This is a genomic window from Sorangium sp. So ce204, assembly GCF_051526795.1.
GTDB lineage: Bacteria > Myxococcota_A > Polyangia > Polyangiales > Polyangiaceae > Sorangium > Sorangium cellulosum_B.
On sequence record NZ_CP150317.1, the window covers coordinates 5,051,268 to 5,076,508 of the forward strand.

At 69.5% G+C, this 25,241-nt stretch carries 20 protein-coding genes; 10 read left to right on the forward strand and 10 right to left on the reverse strand.

Going from position 1 to position 25,241, the window contains the following annotated elements:
- Positions 1–123: 123 nt before the first annotated feature.
- Positions 124–1,800: a cytochrome P450 gene (locus tag WMF22_RS18705; RefSeq protein WP_437300402.1), complete on the reverse strand. Its 1,677-nt coding sequence runs from the start codon at positions 1,798–1,800 to the stop codon at positions 124–126.
- 301 nt (positions 1,801–2,101) lie between these two features.
- Here WMF22_RS18705 and WMF22_RS18710 point away from each other — a divergent pair, with 301 nt between their 5' ends.
- Entirely contained in the window at positions 2,102–2,266 is a 165-nt protein-coding gene (locus WMF22_RS18710) for an encapsulin (RefSeq protein ID WP_438036581.1), read from the forward strand.
- A 289-nt stretch (positions 2,267–2,555) separates the two neighbouring features.
- Here the strand turns inward: WMF22_RS18710 and WMF22_RS18715 are convergent, their stop codons facing one another.
- Positions 2,556–2,918: a hypothetical protein gene (locus WMF22_RS18715; RefSeq protein ID WP_438036582.1), complete on the reverse strand. Its 363-nt coding sequence runs from the start codon at positions 2,916–2,918 to the stop codon at positions 2,556–2,558.
- Between the two features lie 562 nt (positions 2,919–3,480).
- Here WMF22_RS18715 and WMF22_RS18720 point away from each other — a divergent pair.
- A complete protein-coding gene (locus WMF22_RS18720) occupies positions 3,481–4,602 on the forward strand; it encodes a hypothetical protein (protein WP_438036583.1) in 1,122 nt (373 codons plus the stop codon).
- 57 nt (positions 4,603–4,659) lie between these two features.
- Here WMF22_RS18720 and WMF22_RS18725 read toward each other — a convergent pair whose 3' ends face one another.
- Positions 4,660–5,562, reverse strand: coding sequence for a sterol desaturase family protein (locus tag WMF22_RS18725; RefSeq protein WP_438036584.1), 903 nt, complete (start codon positions 5,560–5,562; stop codon positions 4,660–4,662).
- A 30-nt stretch (positions 5,563–5,592) separates the two neighbouring features.
- Here WMF22_RS18725 and WMF22_RS18730 point away from each other — a divergent pair, with 30 nt between their 5' ends.
- Entirely contained in the window at positions 5,593–6,273 is a 681-nt protein-coding gene (locus tag WMF22_RS18730) for a TetR/AcrR family transcriptional regulator (protein ID WP_438036585.1), read from the forward strand.
- A gap of 170 nt (positions 6,274–6,443) precedes the next feature.
- Here WMF22_RS18730 and WMF22_RS18735 read toward each other — a convergent pair whose 3' ends face one another.
- Positions 6,444–7,289: a hypothetical protein gene (locus WMF22_RS18735; protein ID WP_438036586.1), complete on the reverse strand. Its 846-nt coding sequence runs from the start codon at positions 7,287–7,289 to the stop codon at positions 6,444–6,446.
- A gap of 392 nt (positions 7,290–7,681) precedes the next feature.
- Here WMF22_RS18735 and WMF22_RS18740 point away from each other — a divergent pair, with 392 nt between their 5' ends.
- Together WMF22_RS18740 and WMF22_RS18745 are read left to right on the forward strand one after the other, a co-directional pair.
- Positions 7,682–8,215 carry a TetR/AcrR family transcriptional regulator gene (locus WMF22_RS18740; protein ID WP_438036587.1) on the forward strand — a complete coding sequence of 178 codons (534 nt, stop codon included), beginning with the start codon at positions 7,682–7,684 and terminating at the stop codon, positions 8,213–8,215.
- Entirely contained in the window at positions 8,212–9,243 is a 1,032-nt protein-coding gene (locus WMF22_RS18745; protein WP_438036588.1) for an SDR family NAD(P)-dependent oxidoreductase, read from the forward strand. The genes WMF22_RS18740 and WMF22_RS18745 overlap by 4 nt, the downstream gene beginning before the upstream one ends.
- A 163-nt stretch (positions 9,244–9,406) precedes the next feature.
- On the opposite strand, the gene WMF22_RS18750 is transcribed toward WMF22_RS18745, so the two are convergent.
- Complete coding sequence (locus tag WMF22_RS18750; RefSeq protein WP_438036589.1) at positions 9,407–10,183, reverse strand: hypothetical protein; 777 nt, start codon at positions 10,181–10,183, stop codon at positions 9,407–9,409.
- A 179-nt stretch (positions 10,184–10,362) separates the two neighbouring features.
- Here WMF22_RS18750 and minC point away from each other — a divergent pair, with 179 nt between their 5' ends.
- Positions 10,363–11,193, forward strand: coding sequence for a septum site-determining protein MinC (minC, locus tag WMF22_RS18755; RefSeq protein WP_438036590.1), 831 nt, complete (start codon positions 10,363–10,365; stop codon positions 11,191–11,193).
- Positions 11,194–11,321: 128 nt separating this feature from the next.
- Positions 11,322–15,446, forward strand: a complete 4,125-nt coding sequence (locus WMF22_RS18760; RefSeq protein WP_437300428.1) for an SUMF1/EgtB/PvdO family nonheme iron enzyme — start codon at positions 11,322–11,324, stop codon at positions 15,444–15,446.
- Between the two features lie 47 nt (positions 15,447–15,493).
- Here WMF22_RS18760 and WMF22_RS18765 read toward each other — a convergent pair whose 3' ends face one another.
- Positions 15,494–17,236 (reverse strand): ABC transporter substrate-binding protein, encoded by a 1,743-nt coding sequence (locus WMF22_RS18765; RefSeq protein ID WP_438037268.1) that lies wholly within the window; start codon positions 17,234–17,236, stop codon positions 15,494–15,496.
- A 321-nt stretch (positions 17,237–17,557) separates the two neighbouring features.
- Here WMF22_RS18765 and WMF22_RS18770 point away from each other — a divergent pair, with 321 nt between their 5' ends.
- The gene (locus WMF22_RS18770; RefSeq protein ID WP_437300429.1) at positions 17,558–18,229 is read left to right on the forward strand and encodes a cyclase family protein; all 672 of its coding nucleotides are present in this window, start codon (positions 17,558–17,560) and stop codon (positions 18,227–18,229) included.
- 70 nt (positions 18,230–18,299) lie between these two features.
- Here the strand turns inward: WMF22_RS18770 and WMF22_RS18775 are convergent, their stop codons facing one another.
- Positions 18,300–19,274, reverse strand: coding sequence for a DUF4423 domain-containing protein (locus WMF22_RS18775; RefSeq protein ID WP_438036591.1), 975 nt, complete (start codon positions 19,272–19,274; stop codon positions 18,300–18,302).
- Positions 19,275–19,416: 142 nt separating this feature from the next.
- Here WMF22_RS18775 and WMF22_RS18780 point away from each other — a divergent pair, with 142 nt between their 5' ends.
- Entirely contained in the window at positions 19,417–20,046 is a 630-nt protein-coding gene (locus WMF22_RS18780; RefSeq protein WP_438036592.1) for a hypothetical protein, read from the forward strand.
- Between the two features lie 84 nt (positions 20,047–20,130).
- Here WMF22_RS18780 and WMF22_RS18785 read toward each other — a convergent pair whose 3' ends face one another.
- The 3 genes from WMF22_RS18785 to WMF22_RS18795 all read right to left on the reverse strand — a co-directional run bounded on the left by WMF22_RS18785 (position 20,131) and on the right by WMF22_RS18795 (position 23,684).
- Positions 20,131–21,810 carry a hypothetical protein gene (locus WMF22_RS18785; protein ID WP_438036593.1) on the reverse strand — a complete coding sequence of 560 codons (1,680 nt, stop codon included), beginning with the start codon at positions 21,808–21,810 and terminating at the stop codon, positions 20,131–20,133.
- A gap of 169 nt (positions 21,811–21,979) precedes the next feature.
- On the reverse strand, positions 21,980–22,417 hold the full coding sequence (locus tag WMF22_RS18790) for an NADAR family protein (RefSeq protein WP_437300433.1): 438 nt from the start codon (positions 22,415–22,417) through the stop codon (positions 21,980–21,982).
- 76 nt (positions 22,418–22,493) lie between these two features.
- Positions 22,494–23,684 carry a sugar ABC transporter substrate-binding protein gene (locus tag WMF22_RS18795; RefSeq protein WP_438036594.1) on the reverse strand — a complete coding sequence of 397 codons (1,191 nt, stop codon included), beginning with the start codon at positions 23,682–23,684 and terminating at the stop codon, positions 22,494–22,496.
- Positions 23,685–24,408: 724 nt separating this feature from the next.
- Here WMF22_RS18795 and minD point away from each other — a divergent pair.
- Positions 24,409–25,236 carry a septum site-determining protein MinD gene (minD, locus tag WMF22_RS18800; protein ID WP_437300435.1) on the forward strand — a complete coding sequence of 276 codons (828 nt, stop codon included), beginning with the start codon at positions 24,409–24,411 and terminating at the stop codon, positions 25,234–25,236.
- Positions 25,237–25,241: the final 5 nt, after the last annotated feature.

Genomic DNA, 25,241 nt, shown 5'->3' on the forward strand with positions numbered 1-25,241 from the left:
CACGGCGCCGGGACGTCCCCGGTCGGCCGAAGACGTTGCCGCATCGGAGCCACCCGGCCGACGCGGCCGGCGCGCGGCTGCAACCGAGGCCGTCTCCTGCCGAGCCGCGACCAGCGGTCCGCCTCACCCGCGCTTCGAAGCGCCGTTGCCCGTTTCGGGTGAAGCGACCCGGCCCGGGGCTTCGGTCAGCCGGCGGATATTCCGCATCACGAAATGGCTCTTGGGGAGAGCGGGGAGCCGGGCGTAGTCGATCTCGAGGTCCTGCGGAGGGACGTCGTACCTGAGCTCGCGCGTGAGGAGGCGGGCGGTGGACTTCATGAGCTCAAGGGCGATCCACTCGCCGGGGCAGCGGTGGTTGACGTGATGGTCGCCGCCTCCCTGGGGGATGAAGTTCCACGGATCGGGTTGCTCGCTGATGAAGCGGTCAGGGAGGAAGCGGTCGGGGGAGTCCCAGGTCCTGGGGTCGTGATTGGTGCCGTAAAGGTCGAGGAACACCCGCGCGCCGGCGGGGAAGTGGTAGCCCTGCCATTCGAAGGCGTGGCGCGTGCGCGCCGCGACGGGGGGAAAGAACGGGTAGAGGCGGCGGACCTCCTGGACGAAGCGGTCGACATAGGCTTCGTCGCCGGCGGCGATGTGCTGGCGCGACTCGGGGTGGTGGTGCAGGGCGTGCGCAACGCAGGTGATGTAGACCGACACGGCCACCGTCGGGCGCAGGACATTGAGGATCTCGACGGCGGCGACCTTCGGGCTCAGCAGGTTGCCGTCGAGGTCGCGGTAGGTGGCCACGAGATGGACCGGGCTGCCTTCGGGCACGCGCAGGCGGCCGGCGCGGATCCGTTCGACGATCCGGGCGATCCACGCGTCGGTCGCCTTGCGGGCGAGGCGCGACCGCCAGTGCCGCGGGCCCACGGCGCCTGCGCCGTCGAAGAGCGCAGTGAGCTGGCGCGTCCGCCGGTGGACCTCGTCCTCCTCCAGCGGCACGCCGGCCCAGGCGCAGACGGCGCGGGTGAGGATCTCCTGCGCCTGTTCGTAAAGAACGACCTCTTCCGAGGTCGCCGCGCGGCGGAGACGGGCCCGCCAGAGGTCCGCGGCGATGTCGACGAGCCGCTGGATGGCCGCGGGCGTCATCATCGACATGAACATCCGCTTGCGGTGGTGGTGCGCTTCACCGTCGAGCCCCTGCACGCCGCCCCGGCCGAAGAGGGTTGCCTGGATGCGGCGGGGGGAGGCCCCCTGTCGCATGAAGCGGGACGGGTCGTACAAGAGGCGCGCGGCTTCGGGCCCGGTCATGCAGATCGTCCTTTGGAGCAGGAACCTGGTCTCGAAGAGATCGGAGCCGAAGAGGCGGCACCGCCGCATGATGAAGCGGTAGGGGTCCATCAGCATGGCCAGCGTGCTGTCGGGGAGGGGGTCACGTGGGATCTGATGGGTGGCGTGGACGGCCGGCGGGGGCAGCGCGTCGCACCGCTGCACCTCGTCGCCCAGGCGGCCGGACGCGGCGAGGCGGACCATCCGCAGGTCGGCACGGAGGGACCAGAGCGGGTTGTGGAAGGTGGCGGGTAGGTTGCGGTCGACCAGGAAATGCCCGAGCCAGGCAGGGGCGTACCCGGCGAGCGGCACCAGCGCCAGCAGGCGGGGCTTGCGGCGGACCAGGGCCGTCCCGGCAATCAGGAGGGCGGCCGCCGTGCCCGTCAGGTGCAGAGCGCGGTTGAGGCCGCTGCGGTGTTCCCGAAGGTAATGCTCCCAGAACCGGTCGAATGAAGTAGGGGCGGCGGAGACGGAGGCGTTTTTGTAACTCATCTGCATGCTCCGGTCGTTGGGCAAGGCGGCTGAAGCGAACGGCGTTCCCGCGGATGCAACGAGAGATCCTCGCTCCAGGAGGAGACTGGGACCGTCTCGGCGGATCCAGCGCGGCCTGGCCGCCTCCTCCATGACCACGAGGTCGAAATCGCCGAACTCGCCGACCGCGCGGCCGAGCGCGGCCAAAATCGAGAAGCAGGCGCCATCGACGACATAGCCACCTCGCGCCCGCCTGCTCGTCTCGGCGGCGCAGCGCGGACACCTCGCGACTGCGGAGCCGCTCTACGAGCGCATGGGGTGCTTGCTGGTCCGTGCCGCTGGTAGCGATTTCGAGTTGACCGTCGGGGAGGCCTTGTCCATCGGATACGATCGGCACGCTAAGGAGATCATCGAGCTCTTCCTCACGGAGAGCTTCACCTCCCGCGTGCTCGAGCCCGCCGCGGCTGTCGCGCTGCTGCGTGGCTGAGGGGCGTGTAGAGCGTCAGTAAAAATAACTGTCGCTTGACACGACGCGCGCCTCGACCTCCGCGCCTGCGCCGCGCTCGCCCTCGAGCGGCTGGGCGTGGGCGACGCCCCGGTGCTCGGCTCGGTGGAGAATAACCGGCGCCGCGCTGGCCGACGCGCGCATCGACGCAGCGGCCGGGCTCGCGAGCTTGCGGTCTGTCTGGGATCCCGGGCCCCGCCGTGCAGAAATGTACGGGGAGCGATCGGGGGCCCGCGGCGGAGCTCGTCAGAGCTCCTCGAGCTCGCGGGTGCTACAGCCTCGGCGCCAAGGACGCGTTCGGGGCGTCGTCCTCCGTGGTGGTCAGATCGATCCAGTAGGCCAACCCGCGGTCCTCGATCCAGAGGCCATCGTCGTCATGGTCAGCACACCGGTTGGATAAGTACCTCAACCGGAAGAGCCCGCGAGACTCGGCATCGATCAGGGCCGCATCGACGGCGGACGCCGCGTAGCTCGGTAGGAGCGCGTGGCGGAGCGCCAAAATGGGAACGATTCCCCCGCCATACCTCGCGAGAGACAGGCGCCGTGCATGGAGCACAACGACGCGAAACAGCGGTTGAGCGAGCTCAACATCACGTGACATGCTCCCGTCTTCGATTTCTTCCAGGGCCATCATCGTGAGGCAGCCCCAGGCATAGCTTGTGCCGGTCTTTCCGCCCGCTCGCCTTCGGGACGAGGTCTTCCGTTACCCGAGCGCGGCGTGCAGCGCCGCGCTTAGCACTGGGACATTTTGCCACAAGCGCCCGCACACTGGGGCGCGGAGGCGCAGCGACGTGCGGGTCGCTTCCGCGGCGCAGCCGCAGGGTTTTTGCACGGCGGGGGCCAGAACCCGATGTACGCCGCGCGGACGAGGGCCGAGCGCGCCGGCGGGCCCTGCACGGGCCGGACGGCCTGAGCTCGCAAGCCGGCCCGGTCGCCTGGTCCTCCCCCGGAGCACACACAATGCGTGTGATATTCGAGAATGCGGCATTCTCAGGCGTCAGTGGCTCCGCTGGGCAGCCGAGCCGCCCGAACTCTCCTCGGCGCGCCCACGCCGCCGCTGGACGGCGCCGCGGCCCGCCGGGTCGAGCTGGAGACGGTCGGCGTCGGCGAACCGCGGGGAGCTGGCGCTCGTTCGGACCGAGGCGCATCACTGGCGCGGGGACATCGCCGAGGCGCTCCGCTGGGCGCAGGTGGCGATGGAGTCGCTGCCGAGGGGCAGCGCTCGCTGGTACGTGGCCGTGGGCGACGTGGGCCAGACCGCGGGGAGGCTCGGACATCATGAGCGGCTTGTGGCGCTCGCCGATGAGCTCGCGGGCGCCTGGTCCGACGACGGGACGACCGGCCCGGCGGTGATGGCCGCCACGCGGGTGGTGGTGCGGCTGTTCTTCGCGGGCGTCTACGATCGGGCCGAGCTGCTCCACGCGCGGATCGAGGCCGTCGCCGGGCGGTTCTCGGGCGACCCGGCCGTGAGCGGGCCGATCTTCCGGGCGCTCAGCGTGCGCGCGCAGTTCGCCGGCCACCTCGATCGCTGCCGAGCGCTGACGGAGGCCTCGCTGCGCTGCTTCGAGCAGACGGGCGACGTCCGCAACGCCTGCGTCGCCCGCGGCAACCTCGCGGAGGCCGAGATCAGGCTCGGCGCCTACGCCGAAGCGGTGGCGCTCCTCCGCGGCGCGGTCGCCGACGCCGAGCGCATGGGGCTCGAGCGCGCGGTCATCACGGGCCGGCACAACCTCGGCTTCGCCCTCGGCCGCCTCGGCGCGATCGATGAGGGGCTCGCTGTCGAGTCGGAGGCTGTCACCGCCGCCGTGAGAGGCGACTGGCGGAGCATCGAGGGGGTCTCGCGCGCCTACCTCGCGTGGCTCCTGCGGAGCGCGGGAGAGCTCGAAGCGGCCGAAAAGGAGGCCCAGCGTGCGGTGGCGCTGCTCGAGGCGGCGAAGCCGTTCCAGGTCGTGGCCCTGGCGACGCGGGCCGAGGTGATGCTCGCGCGCGGGAGGCCGTCCGAGGCGCTCGCCGAGGCGCGTGAAGCGATGGCGCTGCTCGCCTCGCTCGGCAAGGTCGAGGAGGGTGAGGAGCTCGCCCGCCTCGTGTACGCGCGGGCGCTCGAGGCGACAGGCGACCACCCGGCAGCGCGCGCCGCCATCGCGGACGCGCGCGACCGCCTCCTCGCGACCGCGGCGCGGATCGACGATCTCCGCCGTCGCGACGGTTTCCTCCAGAACGTCTCCGAGAACGCGCAGACCTTGGAGCTCGCGCGGGCGTGGCTCGGGGCCTCTGCCATTGCCCCGACGTTCGCTGGGGACGGCCGGCTACCGGCCTAGAACCACGTCTCCCAGCGGCCGCTGGGGGATGCGGCTGAGATCAGCGGCCGCCGACGGTCAGCGTCGGAACGGCAGGGCCAGCACCTTCCAGAACTGCTGCGAAGGCGGATAGCCAGCGGAGCGGTCGACGCCCAGGCGGCGCGGGGCCGCGTCCGGCCGGTACACGAACGTCCCGAAGACAAGATCCCACAGCGGAAGTACGGTCCCGAAGTTCCCGGCCTCGTCGATGTCGGCGCTGTGATGATAGCGGTGCAGCTCGGTGCCGATGAACACGTAATTCAGGAATCCGGCGCGGATGTCGACGTTGAAGTGCGAAATCATCGTCTGCAGATCGATGAGCAACATCGCAGCGAAGACGGCCGGCGGCGACAGCCCCAAGAACAGCAGGGTCGACTGGATCAGCACCGCCGAGATGAGCGCGTTGAGGGGGTGAAACACGCCGTGCATCACCACGTAGACGCGATCCGGAAGGTGATGCGCCAGGTGGACCTTCCACAAGAAGCGCCCCAGGGCTCCGTTGCCTTCGTGGCTGAGGCGATGGAACCCGTACTGCAGCAGCTCGAAGACCACAAGGAAGACCCCCACGCCGAGGGGCACGGAGGCGCTGGCGAGCGGGCCCTGATGCCGCTCGCTGAGCCACAGGGCCAGGGTGCCGAAGCCGGTCCGCACCACCGCGATGGTGACGCCCGAGGCCAGCAGGTACTTGAGGTCGCGCCAGAAGCTCTGGCCGGTCATGCCCCAGTCCGGCGACAGCGGCAGCAGGCGCTCGATGGTGATGAGAAAGACGATCAGGCCCAGGAGGTAGCCCCACAGGGCGCGGCTCAGATCCCAGCCCTGCGTCACGGCGGCGTAGATGATGTACAAGGTCACCGCCAGCAGCAGCGGGTACAGCAGGCGGCTCGTCATCCAGATCAGCGTGCCTCGCATGGGATGGATGCTGAGCTCGAGCGCCTCTTCCACCCAGCGACACGGACCGCGGATTGAACGTTAATGAACAAGAGCGCGAAAAAGTCCGGAAACGCGGACAGGGACAGGGGCGGCGACAGGACGCGGGCCGCTGGCAAGATCGCGGATCGGCGCGTGCAGGATCGGCGCGTGCAGGATCGGCGCGTGCAGGATCGGCGCGTTCAGAAGACCCGGAAGCTGCTCTCGGACGCCCTGGTCGCGCTGATCCTGGAGAAGGGCTATGACGAGGTGTCGATCCAGGACATCATCGATCGAGCCAACGTCGGGCGGTCCACGTTCTACGCGCACTACGAGAACAAGGAGCAGCTGCTGCTGTTTGGACACGAGCACCTGCGGGCGCTGTCCTTGCGGGATGCGGGACGTCCGTTCGACTTCCTGCCGTTTTACCGCCACCTCGCCGAGATGCACGAGCTGGTGCGCAAGCTCCTGTCCGCGGAGAAGAGCGAGCGGGTGCTGGCGCGGTCCCTGGAGGACATCCTTCAGGGCAGCATCTGCCGCCTGTACGCTCCGCGGCTGGCGCCGGAGGAGGGGGCCCTGTTCATGCTCCGCTGCGAGGCGGCGGCGGCCGCGCTGGTGCGGCTGATGACGAGCTGGGTCCACAAGGGAATGCCGTGCTCACCGGAGCGGATGGCGGAGGAGAGCACGGCGCTGCTGCAGCGGGTCCTCGCGGACGAGCGGGCTGCGGCGAGCCTCGACCGGTTGTAGAGGCGCTCGAACACGCCGATCCAGGCGACCGGGATGGCGGCCAGCACGACAGGCGAAGCCCGTCTGGCGAGCGTGCCCGCGGCTCCGAGGCCAGCGCGGATGCGTGCTCGTCTTGTCCATTCGCTTGCTGGATACTGGCCGCCGGCGGTCACCCGTCGCGGAGGAGCTCATCAAGGCTCGCCATACAGCTCCGCCGCCCCTGCCTTGTCGAGCCAGGTCAGCGCGTAGTCTCCCCCGTTGGCGCCCTCGCACCGGCTCTCCGCGTTGTAGTGCATCACCGACTCCGGATCATAGGGTGTGAGCGCCCGCCAACCGGGACGCTCCGTGCAGGCGCCGTTGCCCTCCGGCCGGGCGTGCTCGTGCCGGAAGCCGAGGACGTGCCCGAGCTCGTGCCGGAGGACCCCGGTCAGGGTCTTCGAGGCGGCCCGAGCGATGTTCTCCAGATCGATGAAGACCTGGTGATACCCCCGCGCGACCATGCTCGGAAGGAAAGCTCGCCCGTTGTACGTGGTGCCGCTGGCGGGGACCACCTCGAACAGCGCGGGATGCTCCTCGTAGTACTCGCAGGCCTCGTCGTGGTCGGGCTCGTAGACGAAGCGGACGGCGGCGGCGTTCGCCCAGGCGGACCCGGCCGCCAGCGTCGCGGCGACCACCGCGTCATGGTCGTCGCCGAAGCGCGGAGAGACGCAATACGTCAGGTTCATCTTCTGCTCGTCGCTCCAGCGGTCATCGCTCCCGTCGCTGCGCGTGTTGACGATGAGCGCCCCCGGTTGCCGGTACTCGGCGGAGAGCTCCTTCAGGGTCAGGTCGTCGTGAACGCCGATGTCGCCGTCGACGAGATAAGCACCGTCGTTCGGATCGCGCGGGAGGCTGGCCTTCCATTCATCGAAGCTCTGGTAAGTGTCACCGACGGGCTCGCCCGCATCGGACGACGCGTCGGCGACGCAGCCCGCCGCGAGGACGGAGGAGGCGAACAAAAGGAGGAGAGAACCGTGGATGGATGGAGGGATGAACATGGTGGGCTCCTTACTCGGGCCGATCCGGGCCGACACCCCATGATTGCGCAAACACCATGCCAGGGCTTCAAGGCCGCTCCAGCGGAAGGGGAGGGCCAAGGCGATGGCGTCCACGTAGCGCCGTGCACGGCCCCCGAGCCGGGGCGGTGACGACGGAGGAAGAGCGCCGACGCCGCGCATGAGCTTCGCGAGCGTGAAGTCGGGATGTCATCGACCTGATCCCGCGGGACCGACGCTCTGACGGATCCCAAGTTCCATTACCTGCGAAAGATGCCCGCGCGGGCAGGGGAGCCAACGGCGCGGCTTGCCGGAAGCCCATCGATCCCGTGCTCGCGGGGTCACGTGGCTTGCTGCCCCTTGAAACTGAACCGTCTGGACGGTACAGTAATGAAATGCCGCGGATCAGCCAGCGCGACCGCATCCTTGCCGCCGCCGCCGTCGTCGTCCGCCGCGACGGCAGCGACGCCATGACCCTCGATGCCGTCGCGGCCGAGGCCGGGGTGAGCAAGGGCGGGCTGCTCTATCACTTCGCTTCGAAGGAGGCGCTCGTCGGGGGCCTCGTGGAGGCGCTCGTCGCCGGCTTCGACCGCCGGCTCGCGCAGCTCGAGGACGGCAAGCCGGGCTCTTTCGCGCGCGCCTACCTGCACGCCACCGTCGAGGGCGACGTGCCCGACCGGACGAGCGCCGCGTTGCTCGCGGCCGTCGCGCTCGCGCCCCACCTGCTAGAGCCGCTGCGCGAGCGCTACCGTACGTGGGCGGAGCGGCTCGCGCGCGACGGCATCTGTCCCATCGACGCGCTGGTCGTCCGGCTCGCCGTCGATGGCCTCTGGATGGCGGAGCTGCTCGGGCTGGACCCGCTGCCACCCGAGCGACGGATCGAGGTCATCCGCCGCCTGCAGCAGCTGACCGAGGGGAGCGCTCCGTGACGCCGTCGTCTCGCTGCAAGGCTGTCCTGCGCGCGCTCGCCTGGGGCTCGGTGATCGGCTCGTTTCCGGTCTGGTTCTCGGCGTTCCTGGTCGTGCCCTTCCTCCCGCTCTCGGTCGGGGGGCGCGCCGCCCTCGCCGCCGGGCTCATCGGGGCCGGCGAGGTCATGTTCTGGGGGGCGGGGCTGGTCCTCGGCGCCGAGGCGCTCGCGCGCTTTCGGCCTCCGAAGGTCAATACCGGCCGGAGCTTCCGCGACAAGCGGGTCGCGGTGGTCGGGGCCACGGGCGGGCTGGGCGAGGCTGTCGTGCGCGCCCTGGTGAGGGAGGGCGCGGAGGTCGTCCTCGTCGCGCGCGACAGCACGCGCCTCGCTCGGCTCGCGGAGGCGTACGGCGCGGCCCACCACACGGCCGCGCTCGCGGCGCCGCAGCTGCGCGACGTGGCGGCGCGCGTGGGGCCGGTCGACCACGTTGTGTGCGCGACCGGCGTCGACGTGCGCAAGGGGCTCGACACGCACACCGACCAGGAGGTCGAAGCGGAGCTGGCTGTCGATCTCGCGGGGCCGATCCATGTGGCGCGCGCCTTCCTGCCGCGCTTGCGCCCAGGGGGCGTGATCGCCCTCTTCGGCGGCTTCGGCGACGGGACCCTCGCGCTGCCGTACTACTCGGTCGACGTGGCCGCGCGGGCCGGGCTGGCGGGCTTCTGCAGCGCGGTGAACCGCGAGCTTGCCGTCGAGGGGCGGGCCGAGCGCCTCTGTTATGTCGGCCCGGCGCCGGCGGACACAGCCGCCGAGCGCCCCTTTGCAGATCTCTGGCGCCGCGCGGGGAGCACGCTCGCGCCGCCGGAGAAGGTCGCTGACTTCGTGCTGGCCGCCCTGCTCGCGAGGAGGACGAGGGCGGTGATGGGCGCGTCCACGCGGATCTTGCTGCTGCTGCAGGCGTTCGCCCCGCCCCTGGTCGATCTCGTCATCGCCCGACGCATCGGGCCGCACTTGAGGCACGCGTTCGGGGCGTCGGGGCGAGCGAGCGACTGAGCGCCGCGCCACCGGCGCTTCGGCGCCCTCCAGCCTCTCCACCGAGAAATACACCGCCAAGCGCGCCAAGGACGCCAAGAGTCTGTCCTCTTCTTGGCGCCCTCAGCGCGCTTGGCGGCTCGAAATTCTGCTCGTTTCAGCCGGTTTCAACCCGCTTGTTGCTCTAAAACCACGTCTCCCAGCGCCCGCTGTCGATCTCGGCCGCGTGCACCGTCGCGGAGATGCGGTCGCGGTCGCCCGGGAACGGCTGTATCTGGTGCAGGCGGTAGCTGTCGATCACCAGCGCTCCGCCAGGGCTGTAGCCGGCGACGAGGCTCCGCGCGGACAGCGCCGTGTCGCCCGGGTCGTCTCGCCCGTCGTAGAGGACGTCCCACAGCTTGAGTCCCCCGTCCGCGTCGGGGAGCTCCAGCATCACGACGACGGTGAGCGCGCGGAGCCGGCGGGCAAGGTGGTAGTCGGAGAGCCCCTCCGTGTCGAAGTGGACGACGCCGCCCTCGCGCGCGACCTTCTCCCCCGCGGGGAAGATGTGGACGCCTGGCCCGCAGAAGCCGCGCCGGGGCTGCGCGAGCCCGCCGGTGAGCGCCGCGACGAGCTCGCGCATCCGGCGCTGGAGCCCGGGGAGGTGGCGCTCGACGCGGGCGTCGGAGGCCGCCGCGTCGGCGAAATAGACCCGGGAGCGCCCCTGCTCCAGGTGCGTGTAGAAGGCGCGCCCGAGCGAGAACTGCTCGCCTCCGAAGTCGGCAGTCCACTCGGCGCGGGCCGCGCGGACACCCGCGACGAGCGCGGCGCGCTCCGCCTCGGAGAACACGCACGGGACCTCCAGCGCGAAGTGGCGATCGAGCGCGTCGACCGGCCGGGGCGCCGCGCGCGGGGACGCGGGGGAGGGCGAGGCGGTAGGGGGATCGAGCCGCAGTACGGAGGCGCGGCGCGCTGTGGGCATGGCCAAGCCACCGTTAGCACCGCGCGAGGCGGCCAGCCAAGCAGCGGCGCGCCGCCCGCAGGCAGCGACGCGCCGGCCGCGCGGCGAGGCCCGGAACCCCAGCGGTTTTTCCCGCGCGAGCCCCTGGATCCGGGTTACAGTGCCGCCGCGGGAGCACCTTTTTGCGAGCGAGGACAGCGATGGTGTCGGGCAGGCGAGGGGAGAAGCGGCAGGAGCAGCAGGCGTTTGCGCTCAAGGGCACGATGCCTGCCATCACGATGCTCTGTCTCAAGACGGCGAATGTCTCGGCCGTCGAGCGTCAGCTCGCCGACCACATCTCGCAGATGCCGCACTTCTTCCTGCACCTGCCGATCCTGCTCGACCTCGCGGAGCTCGGCGACGAGCCCGTCGATCTCGGCGCCCTCGCCGGGCTGCTGAGGAAGCACAACCTCGTGCCCATCGCCGTGCGCAACCCGACGGACGCCCAGCGCGAGCGGGCCGTCGCCGCCGGCCTCGGCGTGCTGCGGACGCCGCTCACGCGCTCGTCACGCCAGGCTGGGCCGGCCGAGGGGAGCACCCCCACGCCGGGGCCCGTGGCGGTAGGGCCCGCGCCGGACCGCGGCGCGCCAGGGGCCGCCGCGGCGGGGCCCGCCCGGCGCTCGAGGGACGCCGCGCCGCCGCCGGACGCGGCCGGGGAGCCGCCGCCGGCGGGGCTCACCGTGCGGCAGCCGGTGCGCAGCGGGCAGGTCATCTACGTGCCGCACGGCGACCTCGTGGTCCTCTCGCCGGTCAGCTCCGGCGCGGAGCTCATCGCGAACGACAACATCCATGTCTATGCGCCGCTCCGCGGCCGCGCCATGGCCGGCGCCCACAACAACGCGGACGCGAGCATCTTCTGCATGAGCCTCGAGGCGGAGTTCGTCTCCATCGCCGGCCGCTACCTCATGGCCGACGAGATCCCCGACGAGCACCGCGGCAAGCCCGCCCGCATCTCGGTGCAGAACGACGGGCTCGTGGTCACGCGGCTGTAACCCGCCGGGGTCGCCGTAGGTCGCGCTGAACGACTTATATAACTAGCAGGCAACGCTAGCGAGTAGCCAAAAAGCTCGCCACAGTAGCCTCGTGCCTCGTACCATCCCGTTGCTCGGTAGAGGTATCGATGACGACGTTTGGCTGGCTGCACTTTACGGATCTGCACCGAGGGATGGAGTCTCAGAAGCGCTGGTGGAGCGACTGGGAGCACAAAATTTTCGAGGATCTTCGCAGCCGGCATCCGTACGCAGGCCCTTGGGACGCCGTGCTCTTTACTGGCGATCTCACCGATCGGGGGACGAAGGAGCAGTTTGACCAGCTCGATGGCTTTTTGGCCAAGCTCTGGCGCCTGTTTGAACAGCTACAACCAAGGCACCCAATCGCCCTGCTCGCCGTCCCGGGGAATCATGATCTTCAGCGACCGAATCCCGAGAAGAACCCGGCCGACAAGGAACTCGAATTAGAGCTGGATCTGCTCGCAGAGTGGGCAAAGCCGGAGCGCGCCAAGTATCGCCATCGATTCTGGAACGAGCCGGCAGGTCGCCTGCGGACGATCGTCAATCGCGCCTTCGGCGACTATCAGATATGGTGGAACACTCGTCGAGCAACCATGCCAGCCTCGCTCACGATTCACGCGGGGCCCCTGCCGGGCGACTTCGCTGCGACGGTCGAGAAGGACGGCGCAAAGGTCGGGATTGTCGGCTTGAACAGCGCGTTCCTTCAGCTCGCCGGCGGCGACTACAAGGGGCGCCTCGCCCTGGATCATCGTCAGTTCGACGAGGCATGCGGGAAATCTGGGCCGGAGTGGGTGCGAGAGCACCACCTATGCCTGCTGCTTACGCACCACCCCGCAGACTGGCTGTGCGCAGAGGCGCAGGGGGAGCTCGATCGTATCCTTCATGGCCAGTTTGCAATGCACCTTTACGGCCACATGCACGAGACGGGCTACAGGATGCTCTCGATCGGTGGCGGGGCACCCGCGCGGTACTGGCAGGGGCTGTCGCTCTTCGGCGAGGAAACGTGGGAAGGTGGCGAGGCCGACCGCCGTTTCGGCTATGCCATAGGAAAGGTCGCGTTGAAGGGCAATGAGGGCGAGCTCCGGCTGTGGCCGCGCAGGGCTCCGCGTCCGGAGGGCGGGCGATGGCAATTTGTACCCGATCACGACCACTGTCAGCTCGACGAAAACAGCCACAACGCAACCTGCCCGGAGACGATCAAGCTCCACCGAGAGCTCGTCACGAAGGTCGTCGTGCCCGCCGTGACAGCGCCCGCCTCGCTGCCCGCGTCCGATGAGCCGCTCGCCACCCCGGAGTCCAAGGTAGCCTCATCGCGTGACTCGCGACGCTTTCGCGTGCTCCTGCTGGCCACCGATGCCGACCTCACGCCCGCGTGTGCGAATGTCATGGCCTACCTGGAGCGCGCGCTTGGCGTGGAGGTCTCCGAAGGGCCGGCCGACCCAGCGGTCGATCCCTCGTGCTTCGATCAGATCATCCTCTTTCAAGCTCAATGCTGGGAGGACGGGAAGATCGCGTCCGTCTGGGCGCGCGCCCCGGCGGATCGGCGCGTGGCATTCCTGTCCGATCCCGAGGGCGACTGGCCGCCCTACCGGCTGACGGAGCGGCTGGCGCTCGACAAGGTCGAGGCTTTCCGCGCATCGCTCGGCGCAGCACAGAAGTTCGCCGACCCCTCCGAGCTGCCCGAGAAGGTGGGCGCTTTTGTGAACTCGGCCATCGCCAGGCGCGGGACGGGGCCCGATCGCGGCCTGAAATCGTGGGAGCGGGCCTACCTTGGGTACTCGGTCGAGGTGTGGCGCGGCGGCCGTACCGCCGCGAGCCGCTCCTACCTGCTCGATTCCGTTCCGCGCGACGAGCCGTACGCTCCGGAGCTCTACACGGCGCTCGACGGCGTGGCCGAGGGCTGGGTGTGCGGTGCCGACGGGAAGCCCCGGCGGGGCGAGGAGGGCGAGCGTAACAAGCCGTTGCTCGAGGATGCGACAGAGGCGCGAGTTCCGCTCGCCCGCTGGGCTTCGTGCGCCGACTTTCCTCGGCTCGCCGTCGTTGGCGCCCCTGGCGCGGGCAAGACCGTCTTCATCACACGGATCGCCGCGTCGCTCGGCGCCGCCTGCCTGGGCCGCGCAGGCGATCTGGAGAAGAATATCGATCTCGATGCCCTGCGGATCCCGTCCGGACGACTGCCCGTTCCCATCATCGTGGAGGCAACGAGGCTGGCAAAGCAAGATCTCAACCGCGGGCTCGACGCGCTCCTCACCGCGATCGGTGAGGAGCTCACCAAGGGCGGGCACGAGCACCCGAGCGCAGCCGCCATTCGCGAGGGACTGGAGCAGGGGCGCTATTATTTGCTGATCGACGCGCTCGACGAGATTGCCAACGCCGAGCAGCGGCGGCGCGTGCTCGACCTGCTCCGATGTGTGGGCAAGCCAGAGTGCTTCCCGGGCACGAGGCTCCTCCTCACGACGCGGTCCGCGGCATATACGGGCGATCTCCGCTTCGGCGGCTTCGGGGTCGTCCACGTTGCCCCTCTCAGCCGCGAACAGATGGGGAGCTTCTGTGTCCGCTGGAGCCGCCACCGCCGCAAGAATGACTTGTTCACGACCGGGCTTCAGACCGCCGTGGAAAGCCTGAGCGGCGAGCGCCTCGACGAGCCGTCGCTCACGTCCAACCCGCTCATGCTCACGGCGGTATGTCTGATCTACGAGAAGCACCGAACCCTGCCCGACGATCGCGGCCGGCTCTGCCAGCTCCTGGTAGACGATCTCTGCCGTTCGCGTCGCTCGGAGGATCCGGACCACGGCTGGCAACTGGACGAAGCTGCGAAGAAGCGGCTGCTCCAACGGATCGCGCTCGCGATGCAGGAGGAAGGCGCGCAGAGCTGGCCGGAGGCTCGAGCGCTCGTCGAGCTGCGTCAGACGTTGCCCGTGGGGGAGGCCCAGCCGGATCTGCGAGCGAGCCGCCACCTCCAGTGGATCGCTGAGCACACGGGTCTCCTCCGGTTCGAGCCCAGCGGAGATGAAGAGCAGATCCGCTTCTGGCATCGTCTCTTCCGCGAGTACCTGTCCGCGAGCGAGCTGGCCCAGCGGGATCGCACGGTGCGCGACATGGTCGACGAACTCTGGGCGAGGCAACGGCTGAGCGATCCCTTTTGGGAAGATGTGATCCGCCTCCTGCCCAGGGCGCTGGGCACGCCGGAGAAGGCTCAGTTACTCGCGGGTCGAATGGCTGAGCTTGCGCAGGAGCACGCCGAGGCGCGCGGACGCCTGCTCGGCCTGGTCGCCGCAGGAATGATCGAGAGCCGGGAGATGTTCCCTGGCATCGACTTTGAGCACCTGGTCGCGCAGACTGCTCAGACCTACGAGCGAGACAGCACGACGTGGTCGTTGCGAGACCGACGGTTGGTCCTGTCGGGCCTCGCTCGGCTCGATCTGCGTCACGGTGACCCCAGGTTGCGGGCGGAGCGGTGGATCAGCTTCCCGGGTGGAGAGGTGATTCTCGGCGACGGGTTGGGGGATCTCATCGCGAAGAAGATCGGGAGCCCGCTGCGAAAGACGACGGTCGCGCCGTTCGCCATGGCCTGGGCGCCGGTGAGCAGCCGCGAGTACCTCGAGTTCCTGGACTCCAAAGAATTTGTCGATAAGCGCTTCTGGCCCCACGCCCCGCGCAAGATCCGTGGTCAGTCTTCTCAGAATCTTACAAAGCTCTTGCGGAGCGCTGGGAACACCTGGAAGGGGCCGATCTTCGGGGTCTCGATCTATGAAGCGCTTGCTTATTGCGCCTGGCGCACTGCACATCGGACGGACGGTCGCGTCGTTCGCCTGCCGACGGAGTCCGAGTGGGAGTACGTGGTCCGGGCAGATGGCGGCAACCTCTATCCCTGGGGCGCATTGATGCCGGCAGCGAGTCATGACAGGACGGGTCGTGGTTGGTCCGGTATCGAAAAGCCGATACTCCACGACTGCATCGGACTTTTCCCACCCATCGCAGGGGTGGTCGATCTGGTGGGAAGCGCGGCACAGTGGTGCGACTCGCTCTTCTCGGATCCATACGGTGAGCGTCTGACCGACAAGGCGAAGAACCATGGAGGCGTGATTCCGCCGAGCTGGAGGGCGGTCTTGCGAGGTGGCATTGGGCACGTCCCGGCGAGCATGGCCCTTCAATGTGCATTCCGGACAGGCGCGAGCGCCGAAGAGTCGCCATTTGCGAGCGGCTTCCGCCTGGTGCTCGATCCCCCGCCCTGACGCTTACCCGGAAGGAACCCCCGTGGCGCCCCCCGGGCAATCCGCTCTCACCTGGGGCGGAGCTCGGTCAGGACGAGCAGGTACTCCGGCGGGTTGTTCGGCGTCAGCTTCGCGTACGGGTTCTCCATCGTCGGGAAGCCGGTGAACCGCTTCGTGCTGTATTCGCCCCACGACGGGTTGTTGAAGAGCGGGATCACCGGCGCGGCCTGCACGAAGATCATCTGCAGCCCGTCCAGGATGCGCTTCTGATCGGCAGGGGCCGTCGCGGACTCGAACGCATGGAACAGCACGTCGGCCTCCCTGGCGCCGAAACGGTGCCAGTTGCGCGGCGCCATCTCGCCGAGCGGCTTCACGAGATCCGCGCTCATCAGATCGCGGTAGAAATTGTACGGCGTGGGCTCGACGCTCGTCCAGCCCATCGACAGATCGAACAGGCCCTTCTGCAGCGCCGCGTAGAACGCGCTGAAGTCGTAGGTCTTCATCGACGCGGCGATGCCCACGCTCTCCAGGTTCTGCGTGATGATCTGGACCGCGCGGACCCAGTCGGACCAGCCGCTGACGACGTTGATCTCGAAGTTCATCGGCTTGCCGAGCCTCGTCCGGATCCCGTCCGCGCCCCTCGGATAGCCCGCCTCGTCGAGGATCTGGTTCGCCCGCTGCGGATCGAACTTCACCCAGTCGCCCGCCTCCACCGCCTTCTCGTTGCGAAACCGCTCGTAGGAGTCGTCCAGCCCCGTCGCGTCCGCGCCATGGGTGTAGTTGTCCGCGGCGAGCTTGACGATCTGCTCGCGGTCGATCGCCATGCTGATGGCCTTGCGCACGCGCACGTCGTCGAACGGCTTCTTCGTGGCGTTCGGGTACAGCGTGGCGGTGCCCCCGACGAGCGGGAACCAGTAATGATGATGGGCCGGATCCTTGGCGACGAAGACCCGCTCGATGTCCGGCACGAACGCGCCCGCCCAGTCGATCTCGCCGTTGACGAGCGCCAGGGTGACCTGGTCGTTGCTCGGATACGCCGGGAAGCGCAGCCCGTCGACCGCCGGCTTGCCCTCCTGCCAGTAGCGCGGGTTCTTGCCGAGCTCGTACACCTGGTTCTGGAAGACCCTCACCTCGGTGAAGGGCCCTGTCGCCACGGGGTTCTCGTTCGCGAACGTGACCGGATCGACGATGCCCTTCCACACGTGCTCCGGCACGATCGGCTGGTGGCCGATGTAGCTGAGCCCGGGGACATAGGGCCGCCGCAGCGTGAACTCGACGGTGGCGTCGTCGATCGCCGTCACGGCGCCGAGGAACCGCCACACCCCGGCGAGATCGAGCGCCGCGTGCTTCTTGATGAGCGCGAACGTGAACGCGACGTCCCTCGCCGTGAACGCCTGTCCGTCCGACCACGTGACGCCGGAGCGGGTCGTGAAGGTGAGCTTCTTGTTCGCGTCGCTCCACGCGTAGCTCGTCGCGAGCCACGGCGTGTAATCGCTCCGCATCGTGTTGTAGACGAGCATCGGCTCGTAGATGCCGGCGACCGTCGGGAAGCGCGCGCTCCCCTCGGGGAGCAGGGGGTTGAAGTTGCGCACCCAGGTGGCCTGCTGCTCCCTCGCGATCGTGACCACCGCGGCCCGCTTCGGCGGAGGCTGCTGCGCGGAGGCGGCCGCCGCCTGCTGCGCCGACCCCCCCGGCGCCGCCGCCCGCTCCGGAGCGGCGGACGGGTTCTCGCTGCCATTCTTCGAACGACAGCCCGCCGCGGCGCAGGTGGACAGCAGCAGCGCCGACAGGACGAACGCGCGGCGCGGCATGGTTCGACTCATCGCAGACATCCACCTCTCCACGCGGGCGATCTCGACCCCCCCGCGACGCTCCGTTCCCGTGACCACTCCAGCGACGACGCCCGGCCCCCCGCCGAGGCACGCATGCTCGACGCTCGTCCCCGTGAAGCATCGGGCCAGGTATCGCCGCGCTCGCACTCTATCGGCGCATGTGAGCACATGTCAACTCGACCGGCTCGCGCCCGATTTCTGGATCTCCTCGCGCCCTCTCGCGAAACTGGCGGCGGCTCGGGGCCCCGACCGGGCGCACAGGACGCTCCGCCGCGCGGAGCCCCTTCCGAGGAGCCGACCGTGACCACCCCCGTCTCACGCACCTTCGTCGACCTGAGCCACACCGTCGAGCACGGCATGACGACGTACAAGGGCGTGCCGGCGCCCGTCGTCTGCGATTTCCTCTCGCGCGAGCAGTCCCGCGGCGTTTACGCGGAAGGCGTCGAATTCCACATCGGTCGAATCGACATGGTCGCCAACACGGGCACCTACGTGGACAGCCCGTTTCATCGCTATGCGAACGGCAAGGATCTCGCCGGCTTGCCGCTCGAATCGCTGGCCGATCTGGAGAGCGTGGTGGTCGAGGCGCGGGGCCGGTCCGGCAGAGCGATTGACGCCGACGCCTTCGACGGGCTCGATCTCGCCGGGAAGGCCGTCCTCGTGCGCACGGGCTGGAGCGAACACTGGCGCACAGACCGCTATTTCGAAGGACACCCGTACCTCACGCGGGACGCGGCGCGGCTCCTGGCCGGCGCAGGCGCCGTGTTCGTGGGCGTCGACACCTACAATATCGACGACACGGACGATCCCGCGCGGCCAGTCCACTCCCTCCTGCTCGGAGCGGACATCCCGATCTGCGAGCACATGACCGGGCTCGACAAGCTCCCCGCCGCCGGAGCCCGCCTCTTCGCCGTCCCGGTGAAGGTCCGCGCCTTCGGCACGTTCCCGGTCCGGGCGTTCGCCATCGTATGAGCCGCGCGGGCGGCTCGGTGGAAGCTCGGTGAGCGCGCGGCGTCGCGGCGCCGCGGTGTCCGCAGCCGGCTCAGCCTCCGTCGAGCGGGAAGAGCTGCAGGTTCACGGCGACGACGCGCTCGGGCGGCCGCGATTCTGCGATCACCGCGCGCATGTTCTGGAAATAGCTCACGTGGAGCTCGGAGAGCTTCTCGAGATCGGCCGCGGAGACCGTGAAGACGTTGAACGAGAAGCGCCCCTCGGCCTTGCGCGTGAGCCGCGCCAGCCCGACGCCGGCCCAGAAGCACTTGAGCCGGTGCTCCGCGTCCGGATCCGGGCGCGTGTCCACCGTCCGGATCGGCGCGACGCTCCACCGCCCGCGGCTCCTCCGGATCTGGCCGGCCTCCGCGAGCCGATCCAGGCAGCGCGCCTCGTCCTCGACGGGGAACCCGAGCCGCCGCGCGATCCACCCCGGCTCGTGGCGCGCTAGCGCCCGGTAGGCCGGCAGCTCCAGCGCGAGCAGGACGGCGGGGAGCAGCGGCTCCTCGTAGACGGCGCGGCGCTGGGCCTCGAGCGTGCGCCACGCCGCGCTCGCCGCCGGGAGCGCCGCCGGGTCGGCGAAGAGCGCCACGAAATCGAGCAGGCGCAGCGAGCAGGCCTCGACCATCCGGAGGAAGTCCGGCAGCCGCGGCTCGGCCTCGCCCGAGAGCCAGCGCGCGACCGCGTAGCGGCTCCTGCCCGCGCGCCGCGCCACGTCGACGATGGGCGACATGGAGCGCATCTCCGAGAGGAGCGCCGCGACGCCCTCGGCCGACGCTGGATCGGCGCGCGCGAGCCACGCGGGCAGCGACGGGAAAAAGCGCCTCACCGCCGCCACGACGTCGACCCCCGCGCGCCGCGCGGCGACGAGGAACGTGGCCGCGGTCGGCCAGCGCCTTCCGGACTCCCACGTGTAGACGACGTTGGTGCGGAAGCCGAGCCGGCGGCTGAAGGCCAGCTGCGAGCGCCGGCCGCGGAGGGCGCGGATCAGCTCTTTTGCAAGGGATTCATGGTCCACGTATCGCATATTCGCACATGGGGAGGCCTTTTTGCCCTATGGAATGTGCGAAGCTGACCTGGCGTCGCGCCGGCGACGAACGCAAGGTAGGCCGCAGGAGGTCTTGAACATGAGCGAGCGGCGCTGGCTTTCTTGGTTTGGTGGGGCAGTGATGAGCGTTGGGCTCTTCGGGTGCGTCGATGGCGTCGGCGGCAGCCCGAAGAGCGGCCAGATCGGCGGAGTCTACGACGAAGGGTGTGAGGGGAAGGGTGGGGAGGACATCGGCGCCGACGACGTCTCCCCGCTGGGCTTCTCTGCGCGAGAGGTGCTCTCCGTCGCCTCCGGAGAGCGCTCCGCCCCGCTCACCTGGGCGAAGGGCGGCAGCACAACAGCGACGCTCTCCGTGGGCGAGATCGTCGCCGCGCGCTTCGTGGGATCAATGGACGGGAGCGGAGTGGGGCAGGACATCGGCTGCGTCGAGCACCTGCAGATCGATGTCCCGATGGCCTTCTCGACGGAAGACGGCGCGTTCGACGAGTCGTTCGAGGTCACGCTCCGGGCCACGCAGGCCGACGCTGCCTGGTTCGAGCACGCGATCGAGCTCTCCTCTTCCGCGCTGCAAGGCTCCTACGAGGTCACCGAGGTCGATACCGCGGAGTTCAGGGAGGTCTTCCTCTACCTGAGCGGCACGCTGAGCAGCAGCGCCGCCGAAGGCCAGATCGAGGGGCTCGGCGAGTTCGTCAGAGGGAGCGGACCGCTCGGGGCGGTCGGCGTGCAATCGTTCCACGTGGCGGAGTTCTGAGCGCGAAGCCTCGGTCGCACGACAGCCATCTGCGGTGGAGCATGGCTGTCCCTGAGGATGAGCATCAGGCGCGGCGCCGGCGCGTTACTCCGGCTCGTCCGCCGCCGCTGCCTTCGCGGCGTTGATGTAACGCCTGACGCCGGCGACGGCGAGCGCGGCGCTCGCGCCGAGGATCTCGACCCCGCCATGGCCGCTCAGCGTGAGATCCAGCCCGCGGTCGCTCGGCGCGAGCGCGAGCGAGACCAGCGTCGGCGAGTTGCCGAGCGCGCCGAAGCTCGCCGCCACAGGGCCCTCGAGCATTCCAGCGAACGCCTGACGGTCGATGTACACCTGCAGATGCGAGGCGCCCTTCGCGAGCGCCCGGGCCTCGGCGGACGATGGGGTCGCGGCCAGCGATTCCTTGTCCTTCCCGAAGCGCGCGGCGACCTGGGCGAGGTACCTGCGGTCGCCCGCGCCGATCAGGATGAACCCAGGCCGGGTCTCGGCCCTCAGCTCGTTGCCGCCATCGAGATCTTGCGCGAGCGACCCGGGCTTGGCCCTGAGCTTCTTCGTTGTCCGCTTCATGTGCGCGGCGACCGCGCCGAACACCTTCTTTTGCGCTGCCTCATCCGCGGTCGCCAGCGCGATCAGCACGGCGCCGTGCCTGAGCACCTCGGCGCGCCCGGCGCCCGCGAGGCCGAGCTTGTGCTTCGGATCGCGGTAGATCCCGACAGCGGCCTCGCCGCCGAGCGCCCTGTCCACATCGCCGAGCTCGAGCCCCACCTCGGCGAGCGCGGCCGCAGCCGACGCCGCGGCAGGCTCGCCGGCGAACCGGTCGAAGGCGCCGAGGACGTCGCTCACCGTCTTTCCCGGCGACCGCTGAAGGGACAGCCCGAACGTCACGAGCGCTCCCTGGGGCAGCTTCGCCACGGCGGCATGGTCCGTCGCCGCGAGCACCGTGCCGAGCGCGGGAACTTCCGGTCCGTAAAGCTCGAGCTCCACGCGGAGCCCGGGCGCGTCCTGGCTGATGGGAAGGGCGATGAAGAGCCGCGAGCCGGGCTCGGGGCCGGCCGCGCCGCCGCCTTGTACCCGGTGGAGGTCGATCGCGAGCCAGGGATCCTTCGCGCGCTCGGCCTGGAAGAGCGCGGACGTCTTGAACGACGGCTCGCGCTGGCCCGCGACGCGCAGGGCCCTCGACAGCGGCTCCGGCCGGGCGCAGACGAGGGCGACCCGCGCCCCGGCGAGCCACGCGCCGTGGGCGATCACGTCGTCCTCGTCGCCTCGGAGCGCGAACCGGCCCTCGCCGGCCTCGCGCGGCAGCTCCTTCAGCAGCCGCTCGACCGGGGCGCCGTCGCGGAACCGCGCCGCCACGCAGCCGCGCTCGACGAGCGCCCCCAGGGAGTCGCGCGGAGCCGCCTCGCCCCCGACAAACACCGTGGCGCCGTCGAACGATGCCATCAGATCTCGGGCGAGGTCAGGGCTCAGGCCGGGCTGGCGCGCCAGGACCGCCGTGACCTCCGCGAGGAGATCCTCCCGGAGGACCGGCGCAGCGCCGGCGAGGAGCGCGCCGGCCTGCGGGACGCTCGCGACCAGCACCGCGTCGCCGGGGATGACGTCGACGAGCGACTCCACGCTTCGCGGCATCTCGGGGCCCGCTGGCGGCGTGGTCCCCGCGAGCGCCGGGGTCGCGGCCGAGCGCGGCGGCGTCGCCGCGGGGGGCCCTCCGCACGACGCGAGCGCGACCAGCCCGGCCACGGTGACAAGTCGGGGAAACGCCAGGCGCATGGACAGGGGGGTTCTCCTCGTGGACGTGCGCTGTGGTACACCCGACCGGCGCAGGCGTCTCCGCCAAAGCGCCCGAGCAGCCGGCAAGCGCTTGCCCCGGTCGCCGCGCGCGCCCTGCTCATCGCCAGCGATCCAGGGCCGTCCGGGGAGAGAGGGCCGCCCTGGCGCGTCAGCGGCGCAGCTGCGCGCGGACCTCCATCAGGATGATGCCCAGCATGTTCCGCCCGCTCCCGTCGCCGCCGTCGGCCCAGTAGGCGTCGTTCGCTGTGTGCTCGACCAGCTCCGCGTCCCCGGTGTCGAGCAGGGCGCGCCGGAGATCCTCGTGCTGGGTGAACTTCGCCAGCACCACCTCGCGCATGACATCGTCTTTGACCTGCTCCCAGTCGGGGCGCAGCGGGCGGCTCCGCTGCCGGCCCATGCGGGCCGCCTCGCCGGGGCCGGAGGCGTTGCGGATCACCTCCTCGTGCTCGGTGCCGGGGAACTTCTGGGCCTGGAAGTAGTGCTCGCTCGTGGGCCACACCTTGCCTTTGAGCGTGACCGGGTGGCGCGAGAAGTTGGAGAAGAACCCGTGAGCGTCGCCGGAGCGATAGAAGCGGATGACGGTCATGAGCCCAGTCTACCCCACGGCCCCCGCGGCGCCGGGGTGGAACCTCGACGCGAGCCCGCCGCCATCCACGGCGCCGCTACTGGATCGAGCCGATCTGGTCGAGGAAGTCGTTGTAGGCCTGGAACTTGTTCGCGGGAACAACGTCGACGCCGATGTTCACCCGGTGCTCGTCGGGCATCCCTTTCTCGTCGACCATGAGCGGACCGAGGATCTGCTTCGTCGCTTCGAGGCCGATGTGCTGGATGCCATAGAGAATGTAGGGCACGAGGTACCCCTCGTAGTACTGCCGCTGGACGACCGTCGCCTTGATGCGCTTCTTCTGCATGTACTCGACGGTCTTCGGATCGAAGTCGAACGTGACGATGGGGATGTCCAGCCTGCCGGTGTCTTCTGCGGCCATCACGCACCGATACGAGATGTTGAACACGCCGATCATGCCCACGACGGGCGGGTTCGCGTTCAGGATCTGGGTCTTCAGCTGATCGACGTCATAGCCTTCCTGACCGTTGATGAAGACGGCCTGGACCACCTGCGCCGTGTAACCGGTCTGCCCGAGCACATCCAGGACGCCGAACGTTCGCTGGGACCCGTCGTACCACTGCGTTGACGCGTCGCCGTGGACCAAGATTGTCCCTGGCGGGGGGGGCAAGGCTGGGATTTCGTCATCTTTGATCTTGGAATCGAGGAGGGCCTGCGCCGCCTTGGCGCCGGCTTCCTTCTGGATGGCCCCGACGTAGAGCGTGCGCCCCGAGTCCTTCAGATCGGTGTCGAACGTCACCACGTGCAGCTTCTGCTTCACGGCTTCCTTGACGGAGGGCTCGTTGAGGACGTCGTAGGGCGATATGCCGAGGCCCTGGACGCCATCCTCTATCGCGTTCGCGATCTGTTGATTCTGGAGGTTCTGCGACGCCGTACCGTCGTCCGTGGTCATCTGCGTGCTGGGGCCGAGCACGTTCCCCACGGCCTCGAGCTCCCCCATGGCTCGGTTCGCGCCGGTGGCGATCGGCTCGAAGAAGGTGGAGAGGTGCTTCAGCAGGACCACCATCTCGATCGGCTTGAGCCCACTCTGGTTGATCGCCTTGACGAGGTCGTCGATCCTCGCCTCGAGCTCCGTTGGCGTGAACTCGGTGACCGGAGTCCGGTCTCGCCTGATCTCTATGATCTCCTCGGTCGGCTTGTCCGACTGGGCGGCGTCCTCTGCCGCGCACGCCGCCGTCATCAGCGTGAGCCCGAGGGCCGTCATCCAGCATCGTCCTGTCATCTTCATGACATTCCCTCCTCGGCGGCCGGCGAGCACGATGCCGAGATCTGGGACGCGAGTCCCACCAGCATCCTGGTCTCCATACAGTGGAGCCGACATCTGCGATGAACGAACACCATGTCGGTTCGACGGGCGCATTGCAACGTCGTGGGCGTCCTGAAACCCATGTTTGCAATTTTGAGATACGACGTCGACGAAGTGACTGTCAATAGGCGCGGAGAAGCGGCGATGAGGAGTGGCGTGAGGGCTAGGTGGGAGCTCTCGGCTGAAGGCGCCACGCGCAGGGGCGCCTTGGAAGCATGATTACACACCTCGCCTCGCGCCGACGGCGCGTGTCTGCCAGGTCGCCGTCCGTCGCGGAAGGAGGTGGAGAATGCTTGCCAGCGCCGGGGCGACCGTTGTTGCCGACTGCTTCACCGACGGGAGCTTCGACGCGTCGGGCAGCGGCGGCACGACGCACGACGGCCCGCCGGCAGGGAGCACCTACATGTAGGTAACTTGGATCCAGACCGACGGCCGGGTTACGCTGCAAGTTTCGTCGCGAAAAAGTTGTTCGTTCGGTTCGCGATGACGTACCCAGTCGAGCGCGTCCCCGGCCTCAATGGAATCGGGTGGGCGCCGAGCTCCCATCACGTCGACGCCGCCCCCTCAACGCCGGGAGGCGGGGCATCTGCGCGGGCTCGGCCGTAGGACAGGCCACGTCTCTCGAACCATCGTAAGGAGGTTTCTGGTGTCAAAGGTAGTCGTCGTCACCTCGGGCAAAGGCGGAGTCGGCAAGACCACCACGACCGCAAACCTCGCGTCCGGCATCGCGGCCGTCGGTTGCAAGACGATCGCCATCGACTTCGACGTGGGGCTCCGCAACCTCGATCTCGTGATGGGGTGCGAGCGGCGCGTGGTCTACGATCTCGTCAACGTGATTCGCGGAGAGGCGACGCTCCGTCAGGCGGTGATCCGCGACAAGAGGCTCGATTCGCTCTACGTGCTCCCCGCGTCGCAGACGCGGGACAAGGACGCCCTCACGCTCGACGGCGTCGGGCGCATCCTCGACGAGCTGCGGGGCGCGGGCTTCGAGTACATCTTCTGCGACTCGCCGGCGGGCATCGAGTGGGGCGCGCAGATGGCGATGTATTTCGCCGACGAGGCGATCGTGGTGACGAACCCCGAGGTCTCCTCGGTGCGGGACTCGGATCGCGTGCTCGGCCTCCTGGACGCGAAGACCCGCAGGGCGGAGCTCGGCGAGGCGCCGGTGAAGACGCACCTCTTGCTCACGCGGTACGCGCCCGCGCGCGTCGCCAAGGGCGAGATGCTGGCGCACCAGGACGTGCTCGAGCTCCTCGGCATCCCGCTGCTCGGCGTGATCCCGGAGTCGCAGGCGGTGCTCCAGGCGTCGAACGCCGGGACGCCCGTGGTGCTCGATCCGACGAGCGACGCGGCGCAGGCCTACCTCGACGTGGTCCAGCGCTTCCTTGGCGCGGACCGCCCCCACCGCTTCCTGGAGCCGGCCAAGAAGGGGTTCTTCAGCCGGATTTTTGGCGGCCAGGCGGCGACCGTCTGAGGGAG